Here is a 21,366-nt window from a genome sequence, read left to right on the forward strand (position 1 = left end):
GGGAGTCTCTCCATCCCCGCCCTCGGGTCACTAATTGTCAGGGGGCGGGTGCCTCAACCCAGGTTGGCAGAGAGGGGACCGCAGCCATCACCTGGTCGCCCACCGCCGGATCCGGTACCGGATACACCGCCACCTCGGTCACCTCCGGGTGACGCAGCAGCACCCGTTCGATCGGGGCGGTGCCCAGGTTCTCGCCGTCGACGCGCATCCAGTCGCCGAGGCGGCCGGCGAAGTAGGCGTAGCCCGCTTCGTCCCGGTACGCGAGGTCCCCGCTGTGATAAATGCCGCCGGCCATCCGTTCGGCCTCGGCTGCGGGGTCGTTGTAGTAGCCCTCGAAACCGCCGGCGCCCTTGGTGTTCACCAGTTCGCCGACCACTCCCGGGGGGCACGGCACGCCGGTCTCCGGGTCGACGATCTGCACGCCGTCCGGCAGCGGGCCCAGGGAACCCGACGGGGTATCCGGCGTGCGGGCGATCGCCACACCGAGTTCGGTCGACCCGAAACCGTCCTGGACGCGGCAGCCGAACCGGGTGCCGAACCGCTCGATGTCCCGTGGCACGCCCTCGTTGCCGTAGACGGCGCGCAACGGGTTGTCCGCGTCGTCGGGCTGCTCGGGCGTGGCCAGTACGTAGGACAGCGGCTTGCCCACGTAATTGGCGTAGGTGGCGCCGTACCGGCGCACATCAGGCAGGAAGCCGGACGCCGAAAACCGGCGCCGCAGGGCCATCGAACCCTGGCATGCCGCGGCCACCGCCCAGCCGACCAGCACCGCATTGGAGTGGAACAGCGGCATCGACACATAGCAGACGTCGTCGGCGCCGAGCCGGAAGCGCTGAGTCATTCCCATGCCGGCTCCCGCTACCTTGCCGTGGCTGCACTTCACCGCCTTCGGCTCGCCGCTGGTTCCCGAAGTGAAGATCAGCATGAAAAGGTCAGCGGCAGAAGCTGATTGGAATTGCAGCTCGGCATCACGATGAGCGGCAACCTCTTCGGCCCACTCGGTTGAGTCGACATTGAGGTGATCGATACCGTCCAGCGCCCCAGCCGAGTTCGTATCGGCGAGCACCAACTGGCAGTCGGCGTGCTTGATGTCACGAGCCAGGGCCGCGCCGCGGCGCACCGGATTCAGCCCCACCGGCACGATGCCGGACAGCCCGCCCGCGGCCAGCACCGCCGAGAAGAACGGCGTGTTCTCCAGCAGCACGCCGACGTGCGGCGGCCGGGCCGGGTCCAGGCGCTCCCGCAGCGTCGCCACCAGGGCGGCGGCGTCGCGGAGGTGGTCCCGCCAACTGGTGAACGAGTCCTCGAAGTACACGCCGCGGTCGTCGATCTCGGCCAGCGGTCGCAGCAGCGCGGTGACCGTCGGTTCGTTCAAGTCACTTCCTCTTCATCGCGAGTGTGCGGCTGGCTGCACCCTCGACGTCGAGCGTGCGGCTGGCTTCACGCTCGGCCAAGGACAGGATTCAAGCGGGAGTCTCCGCCAGTTCCCGGCCGATCTGCCGCAGCTGCCCGGTGGCCCCGCCCAGTGCGAACTCGGTTTCCTTGGCGGACAGGAAGTATCGGTGCACCGGGTGATCGGTGTCGACGCCGACGCCGCCGTGCACGTGCACGATCGTGTGCGCCACCCGGTGGCCGGCGTCGGCCGCCCAGAACGCCGCGGACGCCACATCGATCTCCGCCGGGATGTCCTCGGCGACCTTCCACGCGGCCTGGGTCAACGTCAGCCGCAGGCCCTTGACGTCGATGTACCCGTCGGCCAATCGCTGACCCACTGCCTGGAAACTGCCGATCGGGCGGTCGAATTGCTCGCGGGTGCGGGCGTATTCGGCGGTCATCTGCAGTCCGCGCTCCAGCACGCCGAGTTGGTAGGCGCTGCGGCCCAGGGTGGAGATGGTGCGCAGCCAGAGCACCACCTCGGGTCCGCCCACCCGGCGCGCATCGTCCACCGAGACGCCGTCCAGCGCCAGGTGGCCGACGCTGCCCAGCCCGGTGGTCTCCAGCGGCGTCACCGTCACCCCGGGGTCGTCCGCGGCGACCAGGTAGACCGCTGTGCCGGAATCGGTTTCAGCGGGCACCAGGAAGGCGTCGGCGGCAGGGCCATAGAACACCTGGGTGCGACTGCCGGTCAGCCGACCGTCCACGGCTTGCACGGGCCCGTCGCCCATCTCGCCGTCGAGTGCGACCGTCAGAATTTTCTCACCGCGCACCGCCTCGGAGCCCCAGCTGTGCTGCAACTCCTCGGAGCCGAACCGCGCCAGAGCACCGGAGCCCAGCACGATCGACTCCAGGTAGGGCACCGCGGCCAACTGGTGCCCGAGCGCGACCAGGATCGCGACCTGCTCGAGGACCCCGAAACCGTCGCCGCCCACCTGAGTGGCGGCCGCACTGGTCAGGATGTCGCTGTCGATGAGCTTGCGCCACAGGTCGCGGTCGAAACGCTGGTCAAGCTTGTCGAGTTCGCGCTGGTGTTCAGGAGTGCAGACCGAGTCGACGATGGTGTCGACCAGGCCGCCCAGGTCCTGTGCCGCTTCGGTTGTCGAGAAATCCATGAATATCCTTCTCCTGCCGGAAAACTCAGCGGTTGGCCCGGGGCAGCCCGAGGGCAACCATGCCGATGATGTCGCGCTGGACTTCGTTGGTGCCGCCGCCGAAGGTCAGGATCAGGCACGCCCGGTGCATCCGCTCGACGCGACCGCGCAGCAGCGCGCCGGGGGAGTCCTGGCGCAGCGTGGCCGCGGTGCCGAGCACCTCCATCAGCAGCCGGTAGGCCTCGGTGGCCAGCTCGGTACCGAACACCTTGGCGGCCGAAGCGTCCGCGGGAGAGAGGTTTTCACTCGACGACGACGCCAGCTCCCAGTTGATCAGCTTGAGCACCTCGACCTTGGCGTGCACCCGGGCCAGGTTCAGCTGCACCCACTCCGAGTCGATGAGACGTCCGCCGCCGGCATCCTTGGTGTTCTGGGCCCACTCCCGGACTTCCCGCAGGCACATGAAGATCGGCGCCGGCGAGACGAGCGCGACGCGCTCGTGATTGAGCTGGTTGGTCACCAGCTTCCAGCCCGCGTTCTCCTCGCCGATCAGGTTGGTCACCGGCACCCGCACATCGCTGTAGTACGTGGCGCTGGTGTCCGGACCGGCCATGGTGTGCACCGGCGTCCAGGAGAAGCCCTCGGCGGTGGTGGGCACCACCAGCATCGAGATGCCGCGGTGCTTCTTGGCCTCCGGGTTGGTGCGTACCGCGAGCCAGACCCAGTCCGCGTACGCGATCAGGCTGGTCCACATCTTCTGGCCGTTGATGACGTACTCGTCACCGTCGCGGACCGCCGTGGTGCGCAGGTTGGCCAGGTCGGTGCCCGCCCCCGGCTCCGAGTAGCCGATGGAGAAGTGCAACTCACCCGCGGCGATCTTGGGCAGGAAGAACTTCTTCTGCTCGTCGGTGCCGAAGGCCATGATCGTCGGCGCCACGCTGTTGATCGTCAGGAACGGCACCGGAGCACCGGCGATGGCCGCCTCGTCGGTGAAGATCAGCGAGTCCATCGGCTCGCGGTCCTGACCGCCGTACTCCTTGGGCCAGTTCAGGGTCAGCCACCCGTCCTTGCCCATCTGCGCGACGGTCTCGCGGTACACGTTGCCGGTGCCGTATTCGCCCTGCACCGAACTCAGCGCCTCGCGCCGTTCCGGTGTCATCAACTTGCCGAAGTAGGACCGCAGCTCGCGACGCAGCTCCTCCTGTTCGGGGGTGTAACTGATGCGCATTCCCGCCGCCTCCGATCGAGCGATCGTCTCTGTGTGCCGGCCACCGAAACGCACGCCGGCGGCCACCCATTCGTTCTCCCGGTTGTAACACGTTCTAGTCTCGGAATCCAGCGACCCTATGGTCACGCGCAACGGGGCCCTATGGTGGTGCTACATATTGATCGAGTTCGGACCAGGCGTGTTTCCTGACTCCTGCCCAGTTTCCAAGGAGGGTGCCGTGCGAGTGATTGTCGACCGTGACCGGTGTGAAGGTAACGCGGTGTGCTTGGGAATTGCACCGGATATCTTCGACCTGGACGACGAGGACTACGCCGTGGTGAAGACCGATCCGATCCCGCCGGATCAGGAGGATCTGGCCGAGCAGGCGATCGCCGAATGCCCCCGCGCGGCACTGTTGCGTGAGGACTGACGAGGAAACTAGAGGTATTCATAAATTGAGCAGCAACACGAACGCGACCGATCTCTCCGGCAAGGTCGCGGTGGTGACCGGTGCCGCGGCGGGTCTGGGCCGGGCCGAGGCGATCGGGTTGGCCCGACTCGGCGCCACCGTCGTCGTCAACGACATCGCTTCGGGCCTGGACGCTTCCGACGTCCTCGACGAGATCAGCTCGGCGGGTTCCAAGGCGGTGGCGGTGGCCGGCGACATTAGCCGGCGCGAGACCGCCGACGAACTCGTGGCCACCGCCGACGGCCTGGGTGGCCTGAACATCGTCGTCAACAACGCGGGCATCACCCGCGACCGGATGCTGTTCAACATGAGCGACGAGGACTGGGACCAGGTGATCGCCGTGCACCTGCGCGGGCACTTCCTGCTCACCCGCAACGCCGCCACCTACTGGCGCAGCAAGGCGAAGGAAGGCGACGGCCGCGTCTTCGGCCGCATCGTCAACACCTCATCGGAAGCCGGGCTGGTCGGTCCGGTGGGGCAGGCCAACTACGGCGCCGCCAAGGCGGGCATCACCGCGCTCACCCTGTCGGCGGCACGGGCACTGGGCCGATATGGCGTGTGCGCCAACGCAATCTGTCCCCGGGCGCGCACCGCGATGACCGCCGATGTGTTCGGGGCCGCACCGGAGGACGGCGAGATCGACCCCCTGTCGCCGGATCACGTGGTGAGCCTGGTGCAGTTCCTGTCGTCGCCCGAGGCGGCCGCGGTCAACGGTCAGGTCTTCATCGTTTACGGCCCGCGTGTGACGTTGGTGGCGGCGCCCACCGCGGAGCACCAGTTCGACGCGGGCGCCCCGGCCTGGGAGCCCGCCCAGCTGAGCGCGACGCTGCAGGACTACTTTGCCGAGCGCGACCCGGACGTGAACTTCGCCGCCACCGGGCTGATGGACTGATCAGCCGTACCGGGCTCAGGTAGAGGAGAAATACCAGCTAGGCATAATTGCCACAAAATTTTTCGAGCTTCATCGACACTCAGAACTTGTTCTAGTTAGTATGAGCCGGCTCACACCAAGCAACGAGTCATCCAACGGTGTGTTCAGGGCAGAGATAGCACTTCGCCGCGAGCAGCAGATTGGGGGACCGGACTTGTTGCAGAAAGTTGCCGTGCCGGCTCGCGCTGTCGGTGGCTTCTTCGAGATGTCGATCGAGACCGCACGGGCCGCCTTCCGGCGGCCGTTTCAGATGCGGGAGTTCCTGGACCAGACGTGGATGGTCGCCCGGGTGTCGCTGGTGCCCACGCTGCTGGTGTCCATCCCGTTCACCGTTCTGGTCGCCTTCACCCTGAACATCCTGCTGCGTGAGATCGGTGCCGCCGACTTGTCCGGCGCCGGAACGGCATTCGGCACCATCACCCAGCTCGGTCCGATCGTCACGGTGCTCGTGGTGGCCGGCGCCGGCGCCACCGCCATCTGCGCGGACCTGGGTGCCCGCACCATCCGCGAGGAAATCGACGCGATGCGGGTGCTCGGCATCGACCCCATCCAGCGACTGGTGGTGCCCCGGGTGCTGGCCTCCACGCTGGTCGCGTTGCTGCTCAACGGCCTGGTGTGCATCATCGGCCTGTCCGGCGGCTACGCATTCTCCGTTTTCCTGCAGGGCGTCAACCCCGGTGCGTTCATCAACGGGCTGACCGTGCTCACCGGACTGCGCGAGCTGATCCTCGCCGAAGTCAAGGCACTGCTGTTCGGAGTCATGGCTGGTCTGGTCGGCTGCTACCGCGGTCTGACCGTCAAGGGCGGTCCCAAGGGAGTCGGCAATGCGGTCAACGAAACCGTGGTCTACGCGTTCATCTGCCTCTTCGTCATCAACGTCGTCATGACCGCCATCGGCGTCAGAATCTCGGCCAAGTAGGGGCGGGGTAACAGATGACGGTGAACGAGCGATGGTGATCATGCGATGAGCTACGACGCCACACTCCGTTTCAAGCGCTTCTTCTCGAGGTTCGCCGACCCGGTCGACAACTTCGGTGAGCAGGCGCTGTTCTACGGCGAGACCATGCGCTACATCCCCAACGCGCTCACGAAGTACCGCAAAGAGACGATCCGGCTGATCGCCGAGATGACCCTCGGCGCCGGCGCCCTGATCATGATCGGCGGCACCGTCGGTGTCGCGGCCTTCCTGACGCTGGCCTCCGGCGGTGTCATTGCCGTGCAGGGTTATTCGTCGCTGGGCAACATCGGCATCGAGGCGCTGACCGGATTCCTCTCGGCATTCCTCAACGTCCGCGTGGTCGCCCCCGTCATCGCCGGCATCGCGCTGGCGGCGACGATCGGCGCCGGCGCCACCGCCCAGCTGGGCGCGATGCGGGTCTCCGAGGAGATCGACGCCGTCGAGTGCATGGCGGTTCACTCGGTGTCCTACCTGGTGTCCACCCGGCTGATCGCGGGTCTGGTGGCGATCATCCCGCTCTACTCGCTGTCGGTGCTGGCCGCCTTCTTCGCCGCCCGCTTCACCACAGTCTTCATCAACGGACAGTCGGCGGGCCTCTACGACCACTACTTCAACACGTTCCTGATCCCGTCGGACCTGCTCTGGTCGTTCGCTCAGGCCATCGCGATGTCGATCGCGGTCATGCTGGTGCACACCTATTACGGCTACAACGCCAGCGGCGGTTCGGTGGGGGTGGGCATCGCGGTCGGTCAGGCCGTACGCACCTCGCTGATCGTCGTCGTCGTCATCACCCTGCTCATCTCGCTCGCCGTCTACGGAGCGTCCGGCAACTTCAACCTCTCCGGGTAAGGGCTATGGCAGGCACTGGATCACGAAAGACCGCCGGGCGGATCGCTGCGGCGACGCTCGCCGGCCTGCTGGTGGCGGCGGCCGTCCTGACGTACCTGTCCTACACCGCGGCGTTCACCTCAACCGAGACGGTGACCGTCGCGTCCAAGCGCGCCGGCTTGGTGATGGAGCCGGGGGCGAAGGTCAAGTTCCGCGGAATCCAGATCGGCAAGGTCGAGGACATCAGCTACAGCGGCGACCAGGCGCGCCTCAAGCTGGCCATCTACAGCGACGACCTGCACTTCATCCCGTCCAACGCCACGGTGCACATCGCGGGGAACACCATCTTCGGCGCCAAATCCGTGGAGTTCATTCCGCCCCAGACGGCGGCCCAGACGTCGCTGCGCCCCAACTCCACGGTGGAGGCTTCCGCGGTGCAGCTGGAGGTCAACACCCTGTTCCAGTCCCTGACCAACCTGCTGCACAAGGTCGACCCGGTCGAGTTGAACGGCACCCTTAGCGCGCTGTCGGAAGGCCTGCGCGGCCATGGTGACGACCTGGGCGGGCTGCTGTCGGGCCTCAATACCCTGACCCGCCAAGCGAATCCGAAGCTGCCGACGCTGCAGGAGGACTTCCGCAAGGCCGGCATCGTGACCAACATCTACGGCGACGCGGCACCCGACCTGAACACGGTGTTCGCCAATCTGCCGACGATCAGCAAGACCGTCGTCGACGAGCAGAGCAACCTCAACACCACGTTGCTGGCCGCGATCGGCCTGGCCAACAACGGCTACGAGACACTGGCACCGGCCGAGCAGAACCTGATCGACACCATCAACCGGCTGCGGGCCCCGCTGAAGGTGGCGGCGGACTACTCACCGGAATTCGGCTGCCTGCTGGCCGGAATCGATCGCGGCATCAAGGAGTTCGCGCCGTTGATCGGTGTCCGCAAGGCGGGTCTGTTCACCTCGTCGAGCTTCGTCATCGGTGCCCCCGCCTACACGTATCCGGAGGCGCTGCCCATCGTCAACGCCTCCGGCGGCCCGAACTGCCGTGGCCTGCCTGACATTCCGACCAAGCAGACCGGCGGATCGTTCTATCGCGCCCCGTTCCTGGTCACCGACAATGCGCTCATCCCCTACGAGCCGTTCACCGAGTTCCAATTCGACGCGCCGTCGACGTTGCAGTTCCTCTTCCACGGCGCCTTCGCGGAACGGGATGACTTCTGATGGCCTCCGGGGCAATGCCGTCGCACCGGTCGATGATGATCAAGGTCGGCATCTTCGTCGTCACGATGGTGCTGGCGAGCGCCGCGCTGGTGGTGGTGTTCGGCGACTTCCGGTTCGGGTCGGAGAACACCTACCACGCCACCTTCCTGGACGCGTCCAAGCTCAAGGGCGGACAGAAGGTGCGTATCGCCGGTGTGCCCGTCGGCGCGGTGTCGGGCGTCAAGCTCAACCCGGACAACACCGTCGACGTGGAATTCGGTGTCGACGCCCGCTACACGCTGTACTCGTCCAGCCGGGCGGTGATCCGCTACGAGAACCTGGTCGGCGACCGCTTCCTGGAGATCACCTCGGGTCCCGGCGAGCTGCGCAAGCTGCCCCCGGGCGGCACCATGAACGCCCAGCACACCCAGCCCGCACTGGATCTCGACGCGCTGCTCGGCGGGCTCAAGCCGGTGCTGAAGGGGCTGGACGCCGACAAGATCAACACGATCAGCAGCGCCGTCATCGAGCTGTTGCAGGGCCAGGGCGGTGCGCTGGCCAACGTGCTCGCCGACACCAGTAGTTTCTCCAGCGCGCTGGGCAAGCGCGACCAGCTGATCGGTGATGTGATCACCAACCTGAACACCGTGCTGGGCACCGTCGACCAGCGCAGTGCCCAGTTCTCGGCCAGCGTCGACCAGCTGCAGCAGCTGATCGAGGGGCTCGCCAAGAACAAGGACACCATCGCCGGCGCCATCCCGCCGCTGGCCTCGACGACGACGGATCTGACTGAGCTGCTGCGCAATTCGCGCCGGCCGCTGCAGGGTGTGCTGGAGAACGCGCGGCCGTTCGCCACCGAACTCGACACCCGCAAAGCCGAGATCAACAACGACGTCGAGCAGCTCGGCGAGGACTACCTGCGGCTGGCCGCGCTCGGCACCTACGGGTCGTTCTTCAACATCTACTTCTGCTCGGTGACGATCAAGATCAATGGACCGGCGGGCTCCGACATCCGGCTGGGCCTCGGCGGCCAGGTGGACTCCAGCAAGGGGAGGTGCGCCTTTGCCAAATCCTGAGAAGCCAGGCAAGAAAAAGCCCGGCAGTAAGCGCGACCAGGATCCACTCCGCACCGGCATCATCGGGCTGGCCGTGGTGACCTTCGTCGTCCTGATCGCATTCGGCTACTCCGGGCTGCCGTTCTGGCCGCAGGGCAAGACCTACACGGCATATTTCAGCGACGCCGGTGGCATCACGCCCGGCAACAACGTGCTGGTCTCCGGCGTCAAGGTGGGCAAGGTGTCCGACGTCGCGCTGGCCGGTGACACCGCGAAGATCACCTTCAGCGTCGATCGCCATGTGGTCGTCGGCGACCAGTCGCTGGCCGCGATCCGCACCGACACCATCCTGGGCGAGCGCTCGGTGTCGGTGAGCCCGGCCGGCTCGGGCAACGCGACCACCATCCCGCTGAGCCGGACGACGACGCCCTACACCCTGGCCGGCGCCCTCGAGGATCTCGGGCAGAACGCCAACAACCTGAACAAGCCGCAGTTCGAGCACGCACTGAAGGTGCTCACCGAGACGCTGCACGACGCCACCCCCGGGCTGCGCGGCGCGCTGGACGGGGTGACCACCCTGTCGCGCACCCTGAACAGCCGCGACGAGGCGCTGCAAGGCCTGCTGGCGCATGCGAAGTCGGTGACGGCGGTGTTGTCCGACCGGGCCGGACAGGTCAAGAAGCTGGTGGACCAGGGCGACCAGTTGTTCGCCGCGCTGGATGAGCGCCGTTCGGCATTGAGTGCGCTGATCTCCGGCATCGACGACGTCTCCGCGCAGTTGTCCGGTTTCGTCAACGACAACCGCCGGGAATTCGGCCCGGCGCTGACCAAGATCAACCAGGTGCTGGCCAACCTGAACGAGCGCCGCGACTACATCACCGAAGCCCTCAAGAGGTTGCCGACGTACGCCACCACGCTGGGCGAGGTGGTCGGTTCGGGTCCCGGCTTCAACGTCAACGTCTTCGGCGCCATCCCGGCACCGCTGGTGGCCACCATGTTCGACGTGGTCTTCCAACCGGGCAAGCTGCCCGACAGCTTCGCCGACTACCTGCGCGGCATGATCCAGGAGCGCTGGACGATTAGGCCGAAATCACCATGACGACTGCGAAGCGCTTCGGCAGCAAGGGTTGGCGGACCGTCACCATCGTCGTCCTGGTGGCGGTGCTGGTGGGCGGTGCCTACGTGCTGTTCTCGGCCGGCGGTGGCGGGCGCAAGCTCACCGCCTACTTCACCTCGGCCGTCGGGCTCTACCCCGGCGACCAGGTTCGCATTCTGGGCGTGCCGGTGGGGGAGATCGAGTCCATCGAGCCGCGTCCGTCGGATGTCAAGATCACCATGAGGGTCAAAGACGGTGTCAAGGTCCCCGCCGATGCCAAGGCCGTGATCATGTCGCCGAACCTGGTGGCGGCCAGGTTCATTCAGCTCACCCCGGCCTTCACCGGCGGACCCTCACTGCCGGACAACGCGAGCATCGACCTGACCCGCACCGCCGCGCCGGTGGAGTGGGACGAGGTCAAGGAAGCGCTGACCCAGCTGTCCGTCTCGCTCAGCCCGGCGGCCGGCGAAATGCAGGGCCCGCTGGGCGCGGCGATCAACCAGGCCGCCGACACCCTCAACGGCAACGGCGACTCGTTCCACAACGCCCTGCGTGAGCTCGCGCAAGTCGCTGGGCGCCTTGGAGATTCGCGCAGCGACATCTTCGGCACCGTGAAGAACCTGCAGGTGCTCGTCGACGCGCTGTCGCAGAGCAACGAGCAGATCGTGCAGTTCGCCGGGCACGTGGCTTCGGTGTCGCAGGTGCTCGCGGACAGCTCGCGGGATCTCGACCACACCCTGGGTTCGCTCAACCAGGCGCTCTCGGACGTCCGCGGATTCCTGCACGAGAACAACTCGACGCTGATCGAAACGGTCAACCAGCTCACCGACTTCACCCAGACCCTGAGCGACCAGAGCGAAAACATCGAACAGGTCCTGCACGTCGCGGGTCCCGGTATCACCAACTTCTACAACATCTATGACCCGGCGCAGGGCACCCTGAACGGCCTGCTGTCGCTGCCCAACTTCATGAACCCGGTGCAGTTCATCTGCGGTGGCTCCTTCGACACCGCGGCCGGGCCGTCGGGTCCGGAGTACTTCAAGCGCGCGGAGATCTGCCGCGAGCGGCTGGGCCCGGTGCTGCGCCGGCTCACCGTCAACTTCCCGCCGATCATGTTCCACCCGATCAACACGATCACGGCCTATAAGGGACAGATCATCTACGACACCCCGGCCACCGCGGCCAAGGCGGAGACCCCGGTGCCGGAGCTGACCTGGATTCCGGCCAAGGGCTCGGGCCAGCCGAAGCCGAGCAACATCACGGACCTGCAGAACCTGTTCGTCCCGACCGCTCCCGGCCCCGGCCCGGCTTCGCCACCGGGCTTCGGACCCGCACCGGGACCGGCGCCCGGTCCGGTGCCGGCGGCACCGGCGGCGGCCCCGGGTCCGCTCCCCGGACCGTTGCCTGCCGAGCAAGGAGCGGGTCGATGAAGCGAATCCTGTTGCGGGCCGGCGTCTTCGTCACGGGCAGCACACTGCTCGCCGGCTGCTCCTTCGGCGGGCTGAATTCCCTGTCGATGCCCGGCACTGCCGGCCACGGCGGCGGCGCCTACTCGATCACCGTCGAATTGCCGGATGTGTCGACGCTGCCGCAGAACTCGCCGGTCATGGTCGACGACGTCACTGTGGGCAGCGTGTCCGGCATCTCGGCCGAGCAACGCTCCGACGGATCCTTCTACGCCGCAGTGAAATTGGCGCTGGACAAGAACGTGGTGCTGCCGGCGAACGCGGTGGCCAAGGTCGCCCAGACCTCGCTGCTGGGTTCGCTGCACATCGACCTGGCCCCGCCCACCGACCAGGCGCCGACGGGCCGGCTGGGTAACGGGTCACGCATCCCGGAGTCCCGGACCGGTCGCTTCCCGACCACCGAGGAAGTGTTCTCCGCTCTCGGAGTGGTGGTCAACAAGGGCAATGTCGGTGCGCTGGAAGAGATTACCGACGAGACCTACCAGGCCGTCGCCGGACGGCAGGGCCAGTTTGTCGACCTGGTGCCCCGCCTGGCGGAGTTGACATCGGGCCTCAACAAGCAGGTCAACGACATCATCTCCGCGGTCGAGGGGCTGAACCGGTTCTCCTCGATCCTGGCGCGGGACAAGGACAACCTGGGCCGGGCGCTGGACACGCTGCCCGAAGCACTTCGCGTGCTGAACAAGAACCGGGACAACATCGTTGCGGCATTCGGTGCCCTCAACCGGCTGGCGCAGGTCACCTCGAACGTGCTGTCCAAGACCAAGGCGGACTTCGCCGCGGACCTCAAAGACCTGTACTCGGCGATCAAGGCGCTCAACGACAACCGGAAGAACTTCGTCACCTCGCTGCAGATCATGCTGACGTTCCCGTTCCCCAACTTCGGCATCAAGCAGGCGGTGCGCGGCGACTACCTGAACGTGTTCACCACGTTCGACCTGACGCTGCGCCGGCTCGGAGAGACCTTCTTCACCACCAGCTACGCCCTGGACCCCAACATGATGCACATGGACGAGGTGCTCAACGCGCCCGACTTCCTGATGGGTGAAATGGCGAACCTGTCCGGACAAGCCGCCGACCCGTTCAAGATTCCGCCCGGCACGGCGGCACAGTAGAGGCGGGGACGATGATCGACAGACTCACAAAGATCCAGCTGACCATCTTCGCGGTCATCACCGTGATCACCCTGACCGTGATGGCGATCTTCTACCTGCGCCTGCCGTCTACGTTCGGCATCGGCACCTATGGTGTGAGCGCCGACTTCGCGGCCGGCGGCGGTATCTACAAGAACGCGAACGTCACCTACCGCGGTGTCGCGGTGGGCCGGTTGGATTCGGTGCAGCTCAATCCCAGCGGCGTCACCGCCGACATGCGGCTCAACAGCGGCACACCGATCCCGTCGAACGTCACGGCGACGGTCAAGAGTGTGTCGGCGATCGGTGAGCAGTACATCGACCTGGTGCCGCCGGCCAACCCCGCGCCCGGCAAGCTGCGCAACGGAGCCAAGATCGACCGGGCCAACACCCGCATCGGTCAGGACGTCGCCGACCTGCTGAAGAAGGCGGAGACCCTGGTCAACAGCCTCGGTGACACCCGGTTGCGGGAGGTGCTGCACGAGGCGTTCCTGGCCACCAACGGCACCGGACCGGAACTGGCCAGGCTGGTCGAGTCGGCCCGGCAGTTGGTCGACGAGGCGAACACCAATTACCCACAGGTCTCCCAGCTGATCGACCAGGCCGGACCGTTCCTGCAGGCCCAGGTCCGCGCGGGTGCCGACATCAAGTCGCTGTCCGACGGGCTGGCGCGTTTCACCTCCGAGGTGCGCCGGGCCGACCCGCGGCTGCGCGACACCCTGGCCACCGCACCGGGCGCGCTCGACGAGGCCAACGAGACCTTCTCCGGCATCCGCCCGTCCTTCCCGGCGCTGGCGGCCAACATGGCCAACCTGGGCCGGGTCGGCGTGATCTACCACAAGTCCATCGAGCAACTGCTGGTCGTCTTCCCGGCTCTGTTCGCCGCGATCACCACCGCCGCCGGCGGTGCACCGCAGGACGAAGGCGCGAAGCTGGACTTCAAGCTCGACCTCAACGACCCGCCGCCGTGTAGCACCGGGTTCATCCCGTCGCCGTTGATGCGCACGCCCGCCGACGAGACGGTCCGGGAAGTCCCGCGCGACATGTACTGCAAGACCGCGCAGAACGATCCGAGTACCGTGCGTGGCGCCCGCAACTACCCGTGCCAGGAGTTCCCGGGCAAGCGGGCACCGACGGTGCAGTTGTGCCGTGACCCGCGCGGATATGTGCCGGTCGGCACCAACCCGTGGCGCGGGCCGCCGATCCCCTACGGCACCCCCGTCACCAACGGGCTGAACGTCTTGCCGCCCAACCACTTCCCGTACATCCCGCCGGGAGCCGATCCCGATCCGGGTATCCCGATCGTCGGCCCGCCTCCGCCTGGGGTGACGCCCGGCCCGGGTCCGGCGCCCAACCAGCCCGCCTACGACCCGCCGCCGCCCAACAACGTGCCGCCGCCGCCGGGTAACCCGTCGTGGATGCCGCCCAACTATCCGCCGGTGCCCCCGCAGCTGCCGTACCCCAAGTACATCGAGCCGCCCGGCCCACCGGTCGGCACCGGTCCGGCGCCGGAGGCCAACGGGGCCGCCTACACCACCACCTATGACCCGTCTACCGGGCGGTTCAGGGATCCGGCGGGCGGCACTGGTATCTTCGCGTCCGGCGTTACCGGGACCTCCAACGCCGAGAGCTGGGTGGACCTCATGCTCGCGCCGAAGAACTCATAACGGATTTAGTGGATCCAGTGGTGACAGAAGAAGAACCGACGACCCAGCGCGTCCGCCGGCGGGCGTCGCGCGCGGCGGGGCCGCCGAAAGGCGCGTCGGTCGGCGCCGCCGAAGCCGAGGACACCAGCGAGGTCCCGGCCGCCGTCGCCGTGAAGACCAGACCCGCACCGAAGCGACCGGCCAAAGGCGGCAAATCCGTCAACGCCCGGCCGCCGCGGCGGCGCCGGCCCAATGGCCGGATGGTCGGCTGGGTCTCGCTGGCGGCCTCGGTGCTGGTGATCTCCGGGTTGGTGTGGGGTGTACTGGCTCTGGCCGGACAGCACCGCACTGCCGACGCGCGCCAGGCCCGCGAGCAGCGCTTCGTCGACACGGCCTCCCAGACCGTGGTCAACATGTACAGCTACACCCAGGACACCATCGACGAGTCGGTCACCCGGTTCGTCAACGGCACCAGCGGCCCGCTGCGCAGCAAGTTCGGCGCCGAGAACGTCGAGTTCCTCAAGCAGCTGTACCGCAAGACCAACGCGACGTCTGAAGCGGTGATCAACGGCGCCGCCCTGAAAGCATCGACAACGTCAGCGACAACGCGTCGGTGCTGGTCGCGGTGCGGGTGACCGTCGCCGACGTCGACGGGGTCAACAAACCGTCCGAGCCGTACCGGCTGCGGGTCATCGTGCACCAGGACGAGCGCGGCCAGATGACGGCGTATGACCTGATGTATCCCAACGGAGGCAACTAATGCGCCGGCTGCGGTGGCTGCTCCCGGTCGCCGGAGCACTGGCCGTGGCCGCGGTGGTGGCGTTGTCGGCCATCGGCGGCTGGTTCTACTGGGACCGGGTGGAGAGCCAGGGCGAACAGGCCGCGCGGGCGGAGTTGCCGAAGCTGGCCCAGAAGGAGATTCCGCAGTTCTTCGGCTATGACTTCCAGACCATCGAGCGCAGCCTCAACGACGTCTACCCGTTGCTGACGCCCGATTACCGCCAGGAGTTCAAGAAGGTCGTCAACGCCCAGATCATCCCCGAGGCGAAGAAGCGGGAGATGGTGGTCCAGGCGGACGTGGTGGGCGTGGGAGTCATGGCCGCCAAACGCAATTCGGCCACCGCGATAGTCTACATGAACCGCATCGTGACCGACAAGTCACGCGAGCCGCACTACGACGGCAGCCGCCTGCGCGTGGAATTCAAGCGCATCGACGGAAAGTGGCTGATCTCCTACATCACGCCGATCTAGAAGCACATAGCAATGTCGTTGCACTGCAACGGGTAACGCTCGACCGGGCTGGGCGGTGGTCCGACCAGCTGCAGGGAGAACGGTTCCTTCTTCATCTCCGGCTGCATCCCGCACACCGCCCCGTGCAGGGTGGTGTGGGTGCCGGTCAGACTCTCGTCGCTGAAGGCGTACGTTTCGCTGGTCTCGCCGAAGCCGCCGCCGGGACACGCCACACCCTCGGGCTTGCTCACCGAGAAAGTCCACAGCATGCTGCTCATCCGGGCGCGGGCGCTGAAGTTCTGCAGATGCTCGGCGCGGCTGTTGTTCGCCGGCGTGGTGCTCACCACGTTGAGCGCGCAGTTCATCGCGAACACGATCGGGTCGGAGTAGTCGTTCATGTTCCGGGTTCCGGACGGCTGCACGCACAGGGCCGAGATGTTCCAGGTGGCCCCGGAGACGCCGGCCTGGTTGAACGCGTACGCGCCGTCGGCCGGAGGACCGATCGCATATGCCGGGCTTTCCGATTCCAGCGCCATGCCTATTGCGACGGCCGAGCCGATGGCGGCACCGGCGGCCAGCCCGCGACGGATTTTCACCCGTTCAGTATCACAGCGATCCGGCGCGAAAACCATGGAATCGGGCGGTCAGCTCCGCGCGCCCGGCTGGGTGTCTTCGGCACCTGAGGCGAGCGCGTCGAGAAACGAACGGGCCCAACGGTCTACGTCGTGGGCGAGCACCTGCCGGCGCATCGCGCGCATCCGGCGCCGGCCCTCTTCCTCGGTCTGGGTGAGCGCCGCCTCGATCGCGTCCTTGACGCCCTCCAGGTCATGCGGGTTGACCAGATACGCCTGGCGGAGTTCGGCTGCGGCACCGGTGAATTCGGACAGCACCAGGGCGCCGCCCAAGTCGCTGCGGCAGGCGACGTATTCCTTGGCCACCAGGTTCATCCCGTCTCGCAGCGGGGTGACCAGCATGACGTCGCTGGCCACGAAGAACGCGATGAGTTCGTCGCGGGGGACCGGGCGGTGCAGGTAGTGCACCACCGGGTGGGCGACCTCGGCGTACTCGCCGTTGATGTGGCCCACCTGGCGCTCGATGTCGTTGCGCAGAATCTGATAGCTCTCGACCCGCTCGCGACTGGGCGTCGCCAGCTGGATCAGCACGGTGTCATCCCGCTTGGCGCGGCCCTCTTCAAGCAGCTCGTTGAAGGCTCGCAGCCGAACGTCGATGCCTTTTGTGTAGTCGAGCCGATCGACGCCGAGCAGCACCTTGCGCGGGTTGCCGAGCTCGGCGCGGATCTCGCGGGCCCGGCGCCGGATGTTGCGGTCCCGGGCGGCGTGGTCGAGTTCGCCGGAGTCGATGGAGATCGGGAACGCGCCCACCCGCACGACGCGGGACTCGTGCTCCACCTCGCCGAAGCGCGACCGCACCCCGACCGAACCCCGCGAGGTGTTGGCCCCGATCAGTTGCCGGGCCAGCACCAGAAAGTTCTGGGCGCCACCGGCCAGATGGAATCCCACCAGGTCGGCTCCCAGCAGGCCCTCGATGATCTCGGTGCGCCACGGCAGCTGCCGGAACAGTTCGACCGGCGGGAACGGGATGTGCAGGAAGAAGCCGATGGTCAGGTCGGGGCGCAGCGCTCGCAGCATCTTGGGCACCAGTTGCAGCTGGTAGTCCTGCACCCAGACGGTGCCGTTCTTGGCGGCCGCGCGTGCGGTGGCCTCGGCGAACCGGCGGTTGACGTCGACGTAGCGGTCCCACCATTCGCGGTGGTAGATCGGCTTGACGATGACGTCGTGATAGAGCGGCCACAGGGTGGCGTTGGAGAAACCCTCGTAGTACTCCGCGACATCCTCGGCGCTCAGCCAGACCGGATGCAGTTGCAGTTCGTCCTGGACGATCGGTTCCTGGTCCGGCTCATCGACATCGTCACTGACCAGGCCGGGCCACCCGATCCACGCGCCGCGGCGTTTGCGCAACAGCGGCTCGAGGGCCGTGACCAGCCCGCCGGGGCTGCGCTTCCATGTGGTGCTGCCGTCGGGCAGCCGTTCCATGTCGACGGGCAACCGGTTGGCGACCACCACGAAATCGGAGTCGCCGAAACCTGCGGACTTGGCTCGCGAGGCCCGGCCGCTCCTGGCAGCCATCAGTTTTCGTGCTTCGCCGGACCAATACCGAGCATGGACAGGAAGACACGGCACTCATCGGCGTCGTTGGCGTAGGCGGCGACGACGCGCCGGGCCTGGCTTGCGGTGCTGTCGGCCAGCGGTTCCACGTCGCCGATGTCACCATGGTCCGTTTTTGTTGGCATTGCACAATGCTAAGCCAAGACGGCCCGCGGCCCGTGCCGAGTCCGCTGCGAGCGCCGTTGCGGCCGACCTGGACGGTCGCCGAGAAGCACGCAGCCAAATACACGAGACATGTTTCATGTATTATCTGTCATGTAAGTGGGGGCCGACTGCCGGAGGCTAACCGTATCCATGACTGCGGAGGCACGCTCTGAATCCCACGCGAGTCGGCGCGAACGCATTCTCAGCGCCGCATACGCGCTGTTCGCCACGCACGGCGTGCGCGCGATCGACCTCGATGACGTCGCTGCCGCGGTTAGCCTGGGCCGCGCGGAACTGTGTCGGCATTTTCCCGATGCCCGGGCATTGACCACGGCCGTGCTGAGACGCCGCGACCAGCTCTGGACGTGCTCGCTACTCGAACTCAAGTCGCGGTTACGAGGAGGTACGGCGCAGGGGCAGATCCTGGCCATTTTTGACGTCCTGCACGACTGGATCGTCGACTTCGACGGCTACCAGGGTGGGTCACCCTTGACGGTGTTGATGGAGATGGGTCGACAAGTTCATGCCGACGAGGTCAGCATGAACTGCCTTTTCAGCATTCGCGAGATGGTCCGTGAGCGTGCCCTGCGGGCCGAATTGACCGATGTGCGCTCCTTTGTCGAGTCGATGACCATACTTCTCATCGGCGCTGTTATCGCCGGGTCGGAGGGTGACCCCTGCGCTGCCCAGCGGGCTCGGAATATGGCGCACACGCTCATGGTCCAGCACCTGGCCGCGTCCGGGCTGTGATCGACGGACGGTGGCGATCGGCCCAACCCAGCGGCAACCCGGTTACACACTCGCCGTAATGTGTAAAGCCCAGGCCCGTGACAAGTAGAGGTGGGCGGAATGACTGTTTCCGATCAGGCCAACGCCGGCGCTGACTCCCAGAACGGCGAAGCCCCGCAGATGGTGGTCTACGAGACTTTGGACGAGGGCCGCATCGCGCGGATCTGGCTGAACCGGCCCGACGCCCACAATGCGCAGAACCGCACCCTGCTGGTGCAGCTCGACGAGGCGTTCTCGCGCGCGGAGGCCGACGACACCGTGCGCGTGGTGATCCTGGGCGCGCGCGGCCGCAACTTTTCCGCCGGACACGACCTCGGGTCGGAGGAGGCGATGCTGGAGCGCAAGCCCGGGCCGCAGCAGCATCCGACTTTCCGGTCCCACGGCGCCACCCTGGAGCCGATCGTCGAGAAGCTCTACCACCAGGAGTGGCACTTCTTCTTCGAGAACACCCGGCGCTGGCGCGACCTGCGCAAGATCACCATCGCCCAGGTGCAGGGCAACGCGATCTCGGCCGGGTTGATGCTGATCTGGGCGTGCGACCTGATCGTGGCCGCCGACAACGCGAGGTTCAGCGACGTCGTCGCGGTGCGGCTGGGTATGCCGGGTGTCGAATATTACGCCCACCCATGGGAATTCGGCGCCCGCAAAGCCAAAGAGCTACTGCTGACCGGTGATTCGCTGGACGCCGACGAGGCCTACCGGCTGGGCATGGTGTCCAAGGTGTTCCCGCTCGACGATCTCGAGGAGAAGACCCTCGAGTTCGCCCGGCGTATCGCCGAACGGCCAACCATGGCATCGCTTCTGGTGAAGGCGTCGGTCAACGCCGCCGCCGACGCGATGGGATTCACCGAGGCGCTGCGCCACGCGTTTCACGTTCACGAACTCGGGCACGCGCACTGGGCGGCGCACAACGAGAACAGATTCCCCGTCGGCCTGCCGCCCGACGTCGAGGACTGGCGCACCGCCCGGCCCACCAAGGTTGCCCGCCGCGATACGCCGTAACCGCCATGGTTCGATAGTTGAAACGTGTTTCAGTTTCAGCGGAAGGACCGGCAGTGCAGCTTTCATTCCAAGACCGGACGTACCTGGTCACCGGGGGCGGCAGCGGTATCGGCAAGGCTGTGGCCACCGGGTTGGTCGACGGCGGCGCGTCGGTCATGATCGTGGGCCGCAGCGCTGACCGACTGGCCGAGGCGGTCGCCGAGATCGAAGGCCTGCAGCTGTCCGGATCGATCCGCTACCAACCGGCCGACGTCACCAATGAAGACGAGGTCTCCCGCGCCGTGGAGGCGACAACGGCGTGGCACGGCCGACTGCACGGGGTGGTGCACAGTGCGGGCGGCTCGCTGACGGTCGGACCGCTCACCCACACCGATTCGGAGGCCTGGCGGCGCACGGTCGACCTCAACGTCAACGGCACCATGTACGTGCTCAAGCACGCCGCCCGGGAGCTGGTACGCGGCGGCGGAGGGTCCTTCGTGGCGATCTCGTCGATCGCCGCCAGCAACACCCACCGGTGGTTCGGGCCGTACGGGGTCACCAAGTCGGCGATCGACCACATGATGCGCCTGGCCGCGGATGAACTCGGGGCGTCGTGGGTGCGGGCCAACAGCATTCGTCCGGGCCTGATCCGTACCGATCTGGTGGACGCCAGCGTCATCCAGTCGCCCGAGATCAGCGGCGATTACGCGCTCTGCACACCGCTGCCCCGGATCGGTGAGGTCGAGGACGTCGCCAACCTGGCCATGTTCCTGCTCAGTGATGCGGCCAGTTTCATCACCGGCCAGTGCATCAACGTCGACGGCGGCCACATGGTGCGGCGCGGCCCGGACTACTCGTCGATGATGGAGCAGATGTTCGGCGCCGACGCGCTGCGCGGCGTGGTGTAGGGGCCGCTGCGGCCCGCCGATTATCGCGCTCAAATGCGGTGCGCTGAGTAAATATCCTCGCCAATTGGTATGCGCGTTGCGCATTATTGATTTTTTGTGAAGTCTTTTGACAACACCCGCCTGCGTGTTCAAATTCGTGGTTTCTGTCCATCCTCTGGACCAGTAGGTGCTACCTTCGGCCGATCCGTTCGTTATATGCCTGTTATAGGCGAATATGTCTCGTGATCGAAGGAATTGGACATGTCGTATGTGATTGTCGGGCCCGAGCTGCTGGCGGCCGCGGCCGCGGATGTCGCCGGTATCGGCTCCACGCTGACTGCTGCCAACGCCGCGGCGGCGGCTCCCACGACGCAGTTGGCGGCGCTCGGTGTCGACGAGATATCGGCGGCGGTCAACGGGTTCCTCAGCCTGCAGGCCAGGCAGTACCAGACCATCAGCGCGCAGGTGGCGGCCGCTGTGAACGCCCGCATCGTGCAGGCGCTAAACGCGGGTGCGCAGTGGTATGCCGGCACCGAGACTGCCATCGCGGCTTCGCTGCGCAACGCGGAGCAGCAGTTGCAAGGTGTGGTCAGCCTGTTGACGGGCCGTCCGGCCCCCACCGCC

The 21,366-nt window shown here is 66.7% G+C and carries 20 protein-coding genes and 2 pseudogenes; 16 read left to right on the top strand and 6 right to left on the bottom strand.

Annotation, left to right across the window (positions count from 1 at the left end; genetic code table 11):
* Nucleotides 1-64: 64 nt before the first annotated feature.
* From fadD17 to AO501_RS34005, 3 genes and pseudogenes are all read right to left on the bottom strand, one after another.
* Nucleotides 65-1,375 (bottom strand): annotated as a pseudogene (gene fadD17 / locus AO501_RS33995) (long-chain-fatty-acid--CoA ligase FadD17); the annotation flags it as partial.
* Nucleotides 1,376-1,463: 88 nt separating this feature from the next.
* A complete protein-coding gene (locus AO501_RS34000) occupies nt 1,464-2,549 on the bottom strand; it encodes an acyl-CoA dehydrogenase family protein (RefSeq protein ID WP_055581962.1) in 1,086 nt (361 codons plus the stop codon).
* Nucleotides 2,550-2,574: 25 nt separating this feature from the next.
* Nucleotides 2,575-3,756, bottom strand: a complete 1,182-nt coding sequence (locus AO501_RS34005) for an acyl-CoA dehydrogenase (RefSeq protein WP_055581976.1) — start codon at nt 3,754-3,756, stop codon at nt 2,575-2,577.
* Between the two features lie 217 nt (nt 3,757-3,973).
* Between AO501_RS34005 and AO501_RS34010 the strand changes: the two genes are divergently transcribed.
* The 12 genes and pseudogenes from AO501_RS34010 to AO501_RS34065 all read left to right on the top strand — a co-directional run bounded on the left by AO501_RS34010 (nt 3,974) and on the right by AO501_RS34065 (nt 15,776).
* Entirely contained in the window at nt 3,974-4,165 is a 192-nt protein-coding gene (locus AO501_RS34010; RefSeq protein WP_055581977.1) for a ferredoxin, read from the top strand.
* Between the two features lie 25 nt (nt 4,166-4,190).
* On the top strand, nt 4,191-5,096 hold the full coding sequence (locus tag AO501_RS34015) for a 3-oxoacyl-ACP reductase (RefSeq protein ID WP_055581963.1): 906 nt from the start codon (nt 4,191-4,193) through the stop codon (nt 5,094-5,096).
* A gap of 193 nt (nt 5,097-5,289) precedes the next feature.
* On the top strand, nt 5,290-6,054 hold the full coding sequence (locus AO501_RS34020; protein ID WP_055581978.1) for an MlaE family ABC transporter permease: 765 nt from the start codon (nt 5,290-5,292) through the stop codon (nt 6,052-6,054).
* 45 nt (nt 6,055-6,099) lie between these two features.
* On the top strand, nt 6,100-6,942 hold the full coding sequence (locus AO501_RS34025) for an MlaE family ABC transporter permease (RefSeq protein WP_055581964.1): 843 nt from the start codon (nt 6,100-6,102) through the stop codon (nt 6,940-6,942).
* A 5-nt stretch (nt 6,943-6,947) separates the two neighbouring features.
* The gene (locus AO501_RS34030) at nt 6,948-8,150 is read left to right on the top strand and encodes an MCE family protein (protein WP_055581965.1); all 1,203 of its coding nucleotides are present in this window, start codon (nt 6,948-6,950) and stop codon (nt 8,148-8,150) included.
* Nucleotides 8,150-9,205, top strand: a complete 1,056-nt coding sequence (locus AO501_RS34035) for an MCE family protein (protein ID WP_055581966.1) — start codon at nt 8,150-8,152, stop codon at nt 9,203-9,205. The genes AO501_RS34030 and AO501_RS34035 overlap by 1 nt, the downstream gene beginning before the upstream one ends.
* Entirely contained in the window at nt 9,120-10,283 is a 1,164-nt protein-coding gene (locus AO501_RS34040) for a virulence factor Mce family protein (RefSeq protein WP_082659022.1), read from the top strand. Before AO501_RS34035 ends, AO501_RS34040 begins: the two co-directional genes overlap by 86 nt.
* Nucleotides 10,280-11,710 (top strand): virulence factor Mce family protein, encoded by a 1,431-nt coding sequence (locus AO501_RS34045; protein WP_055581967.1) that lies wholly within the window; start codon nt 10,280-10,282, stop codon nt 11,708-11,710. The genes AO501_RS34040 and AO501_RS34045 overlap by 4 nt, the downstream gene beginning before the upstream one ends.
* The gene (locus AO501_RS34050) at nt 11,707-12,861 is read left to right on the top strand and encodes a virulence factor Mce family protein (protein ID WP_055581968.1); all 1,155 of its coding nucleotides are present in this window, start codon (nt 11,707-11,709) and stop codon (nt 12,859-12,861) included. Before AO501_RS34045 ends, AO501_RS34050 begins: the two co-directional genes overlap by 4 nt.
* Before the next feature lie 11 nt (nt 12,862-12,872).
* Complete coding sequence (locus AO501_RS34055; protein ID WP_055581969.1) at nt 12,873-14,546, top strand: virulence factor Mce family protein; 1,674 nt, start codon at nt 12,873-12,875, stop codon at nt 14,544-14,546.
* An 8-nt stretch (nt 14,547-14,554) separates the two neighbouring features.
* Nucleotides 14,555-15,285: pseudogene (locus AO501_RS34060) on the top strand (mammalian cell entry protein).
* Nucleotides 15,285-15,776 carry a mammalian cell entry protein gene (locus tag AO501_RS34065; protein ID WP_055581970.1) on the top strand — a complete coding sequence of 164 codons (492 nt, stop codon included), beginning with the start codon at nt 15,285-15,287 and terminating at the stop codon, nt 15,774-15,776. Before AO501_RS34060 ends, AO501_RS34065 begins: the two are co-directional and overlap by 1 nt.
* On the opposite strand, the gene AO501_RS34070 is transcribed toward AO501_RS34065, so the two are convergent.
* From AO501_RS34070 to AO501_RS37625, 3 genes are read right to left on the bottom strand one after another with little or no spacing between them, the layout of a single operon-like run.
* Entirely contained in the window at nt 15,773-16,351 is a 579-nt protein-coding gene (locus tag AO501_RS34070; protein WP_055581971.1) for a hypothetical protein, read from the bottom strand. The genes AO501_RS34065 and AO501_RS34070 overlap by 4 nt on opposite strands.
* 48 nt (nt 16,352-16,399) lie before the next feature.
* Nucleotides 16,400-17,902, bottom strand: coding sequence for an alpha,alpha-trehalose-phosphate synthase (UDP-forming) (locus AO501_RS34075; protein WP_055581972.1), 1,503 nt, complete (start codon nt 17,900-17,902; stop codon nt 16,400-16,402).
* Nucleotides 17,902-18,066 carry a hypothetical protein gene (locus AO501_RS37625; protein ID WP_156452933.1) on the bottom strand — a complete coding sequence of 55 codons (165 nt, stop codon included), beginning with the start codon at nt 18,064-18,066 and terminating at the stop codon, nt 17,902-17,904. Before AO501_RS37625 ends, AO501_RS34075 begins: the two co-directional genes overlap by 1 nt.
* A gap of 169 nt (nt 18,067-18,235) precedes the next feature.
* On the opposite strand from AO501_RS37625, the gene AO501_RS34080 reads away from it, so the two are divergent.
* The 4 genes from AO501_RS34080 to AO501_RS34095 all read left to right on the top strand — a co-directional run.
* A complete protein-coding gene (locus tag AO501_RS34080; RefSeq protein ID WP_055581973.1) occupies nt 18,236-18,835 on the top strand; it encodes a TetR/AcrR family transcriptional regulator in 600 nt (199 codons plus the stop codon).
* Between the two features lie 99 nt (nt 18,836-18,934).
* A complete protein-coding gene (locus AO501_RS34085; protein ID WP_055581974.1) occupies nt 18,935-19,876 on the top strand; it encodes an enoyl-CoA hydratase in 942 nt (313 codons plus the stop codon).
* 53 nt (nt 19,877-19,929) lie between these two features.
* A complete protein-coding gene (locus tag AO501_RS34090; RefSeq protein ID WP_055581975.1) occupies nt 19,930-20,763 on the top strand; it encodes an SDR family oxidoreductase in 834 nt (277 codons plus the stop codon).
* Nucleotides 20,764-21,003: 240 nt separating this feature from the next.
* Nucleotides 21,004-21,366: PE family protein (locus AO501_RS34095; protein WP_082659023.1), on the top strand; the 363-nt coding region annotated here is incomplete at its 3' end.

Source organism: Mycobacterium gordonae (genome assembly GCF_001417955.2).
GTDB lineage: Bacteria > Actinomycetota > Actinomycetes > Mycobacteriales > Mycobacteriaceae > Mycobacterium > Mycobacterium gordonae_B.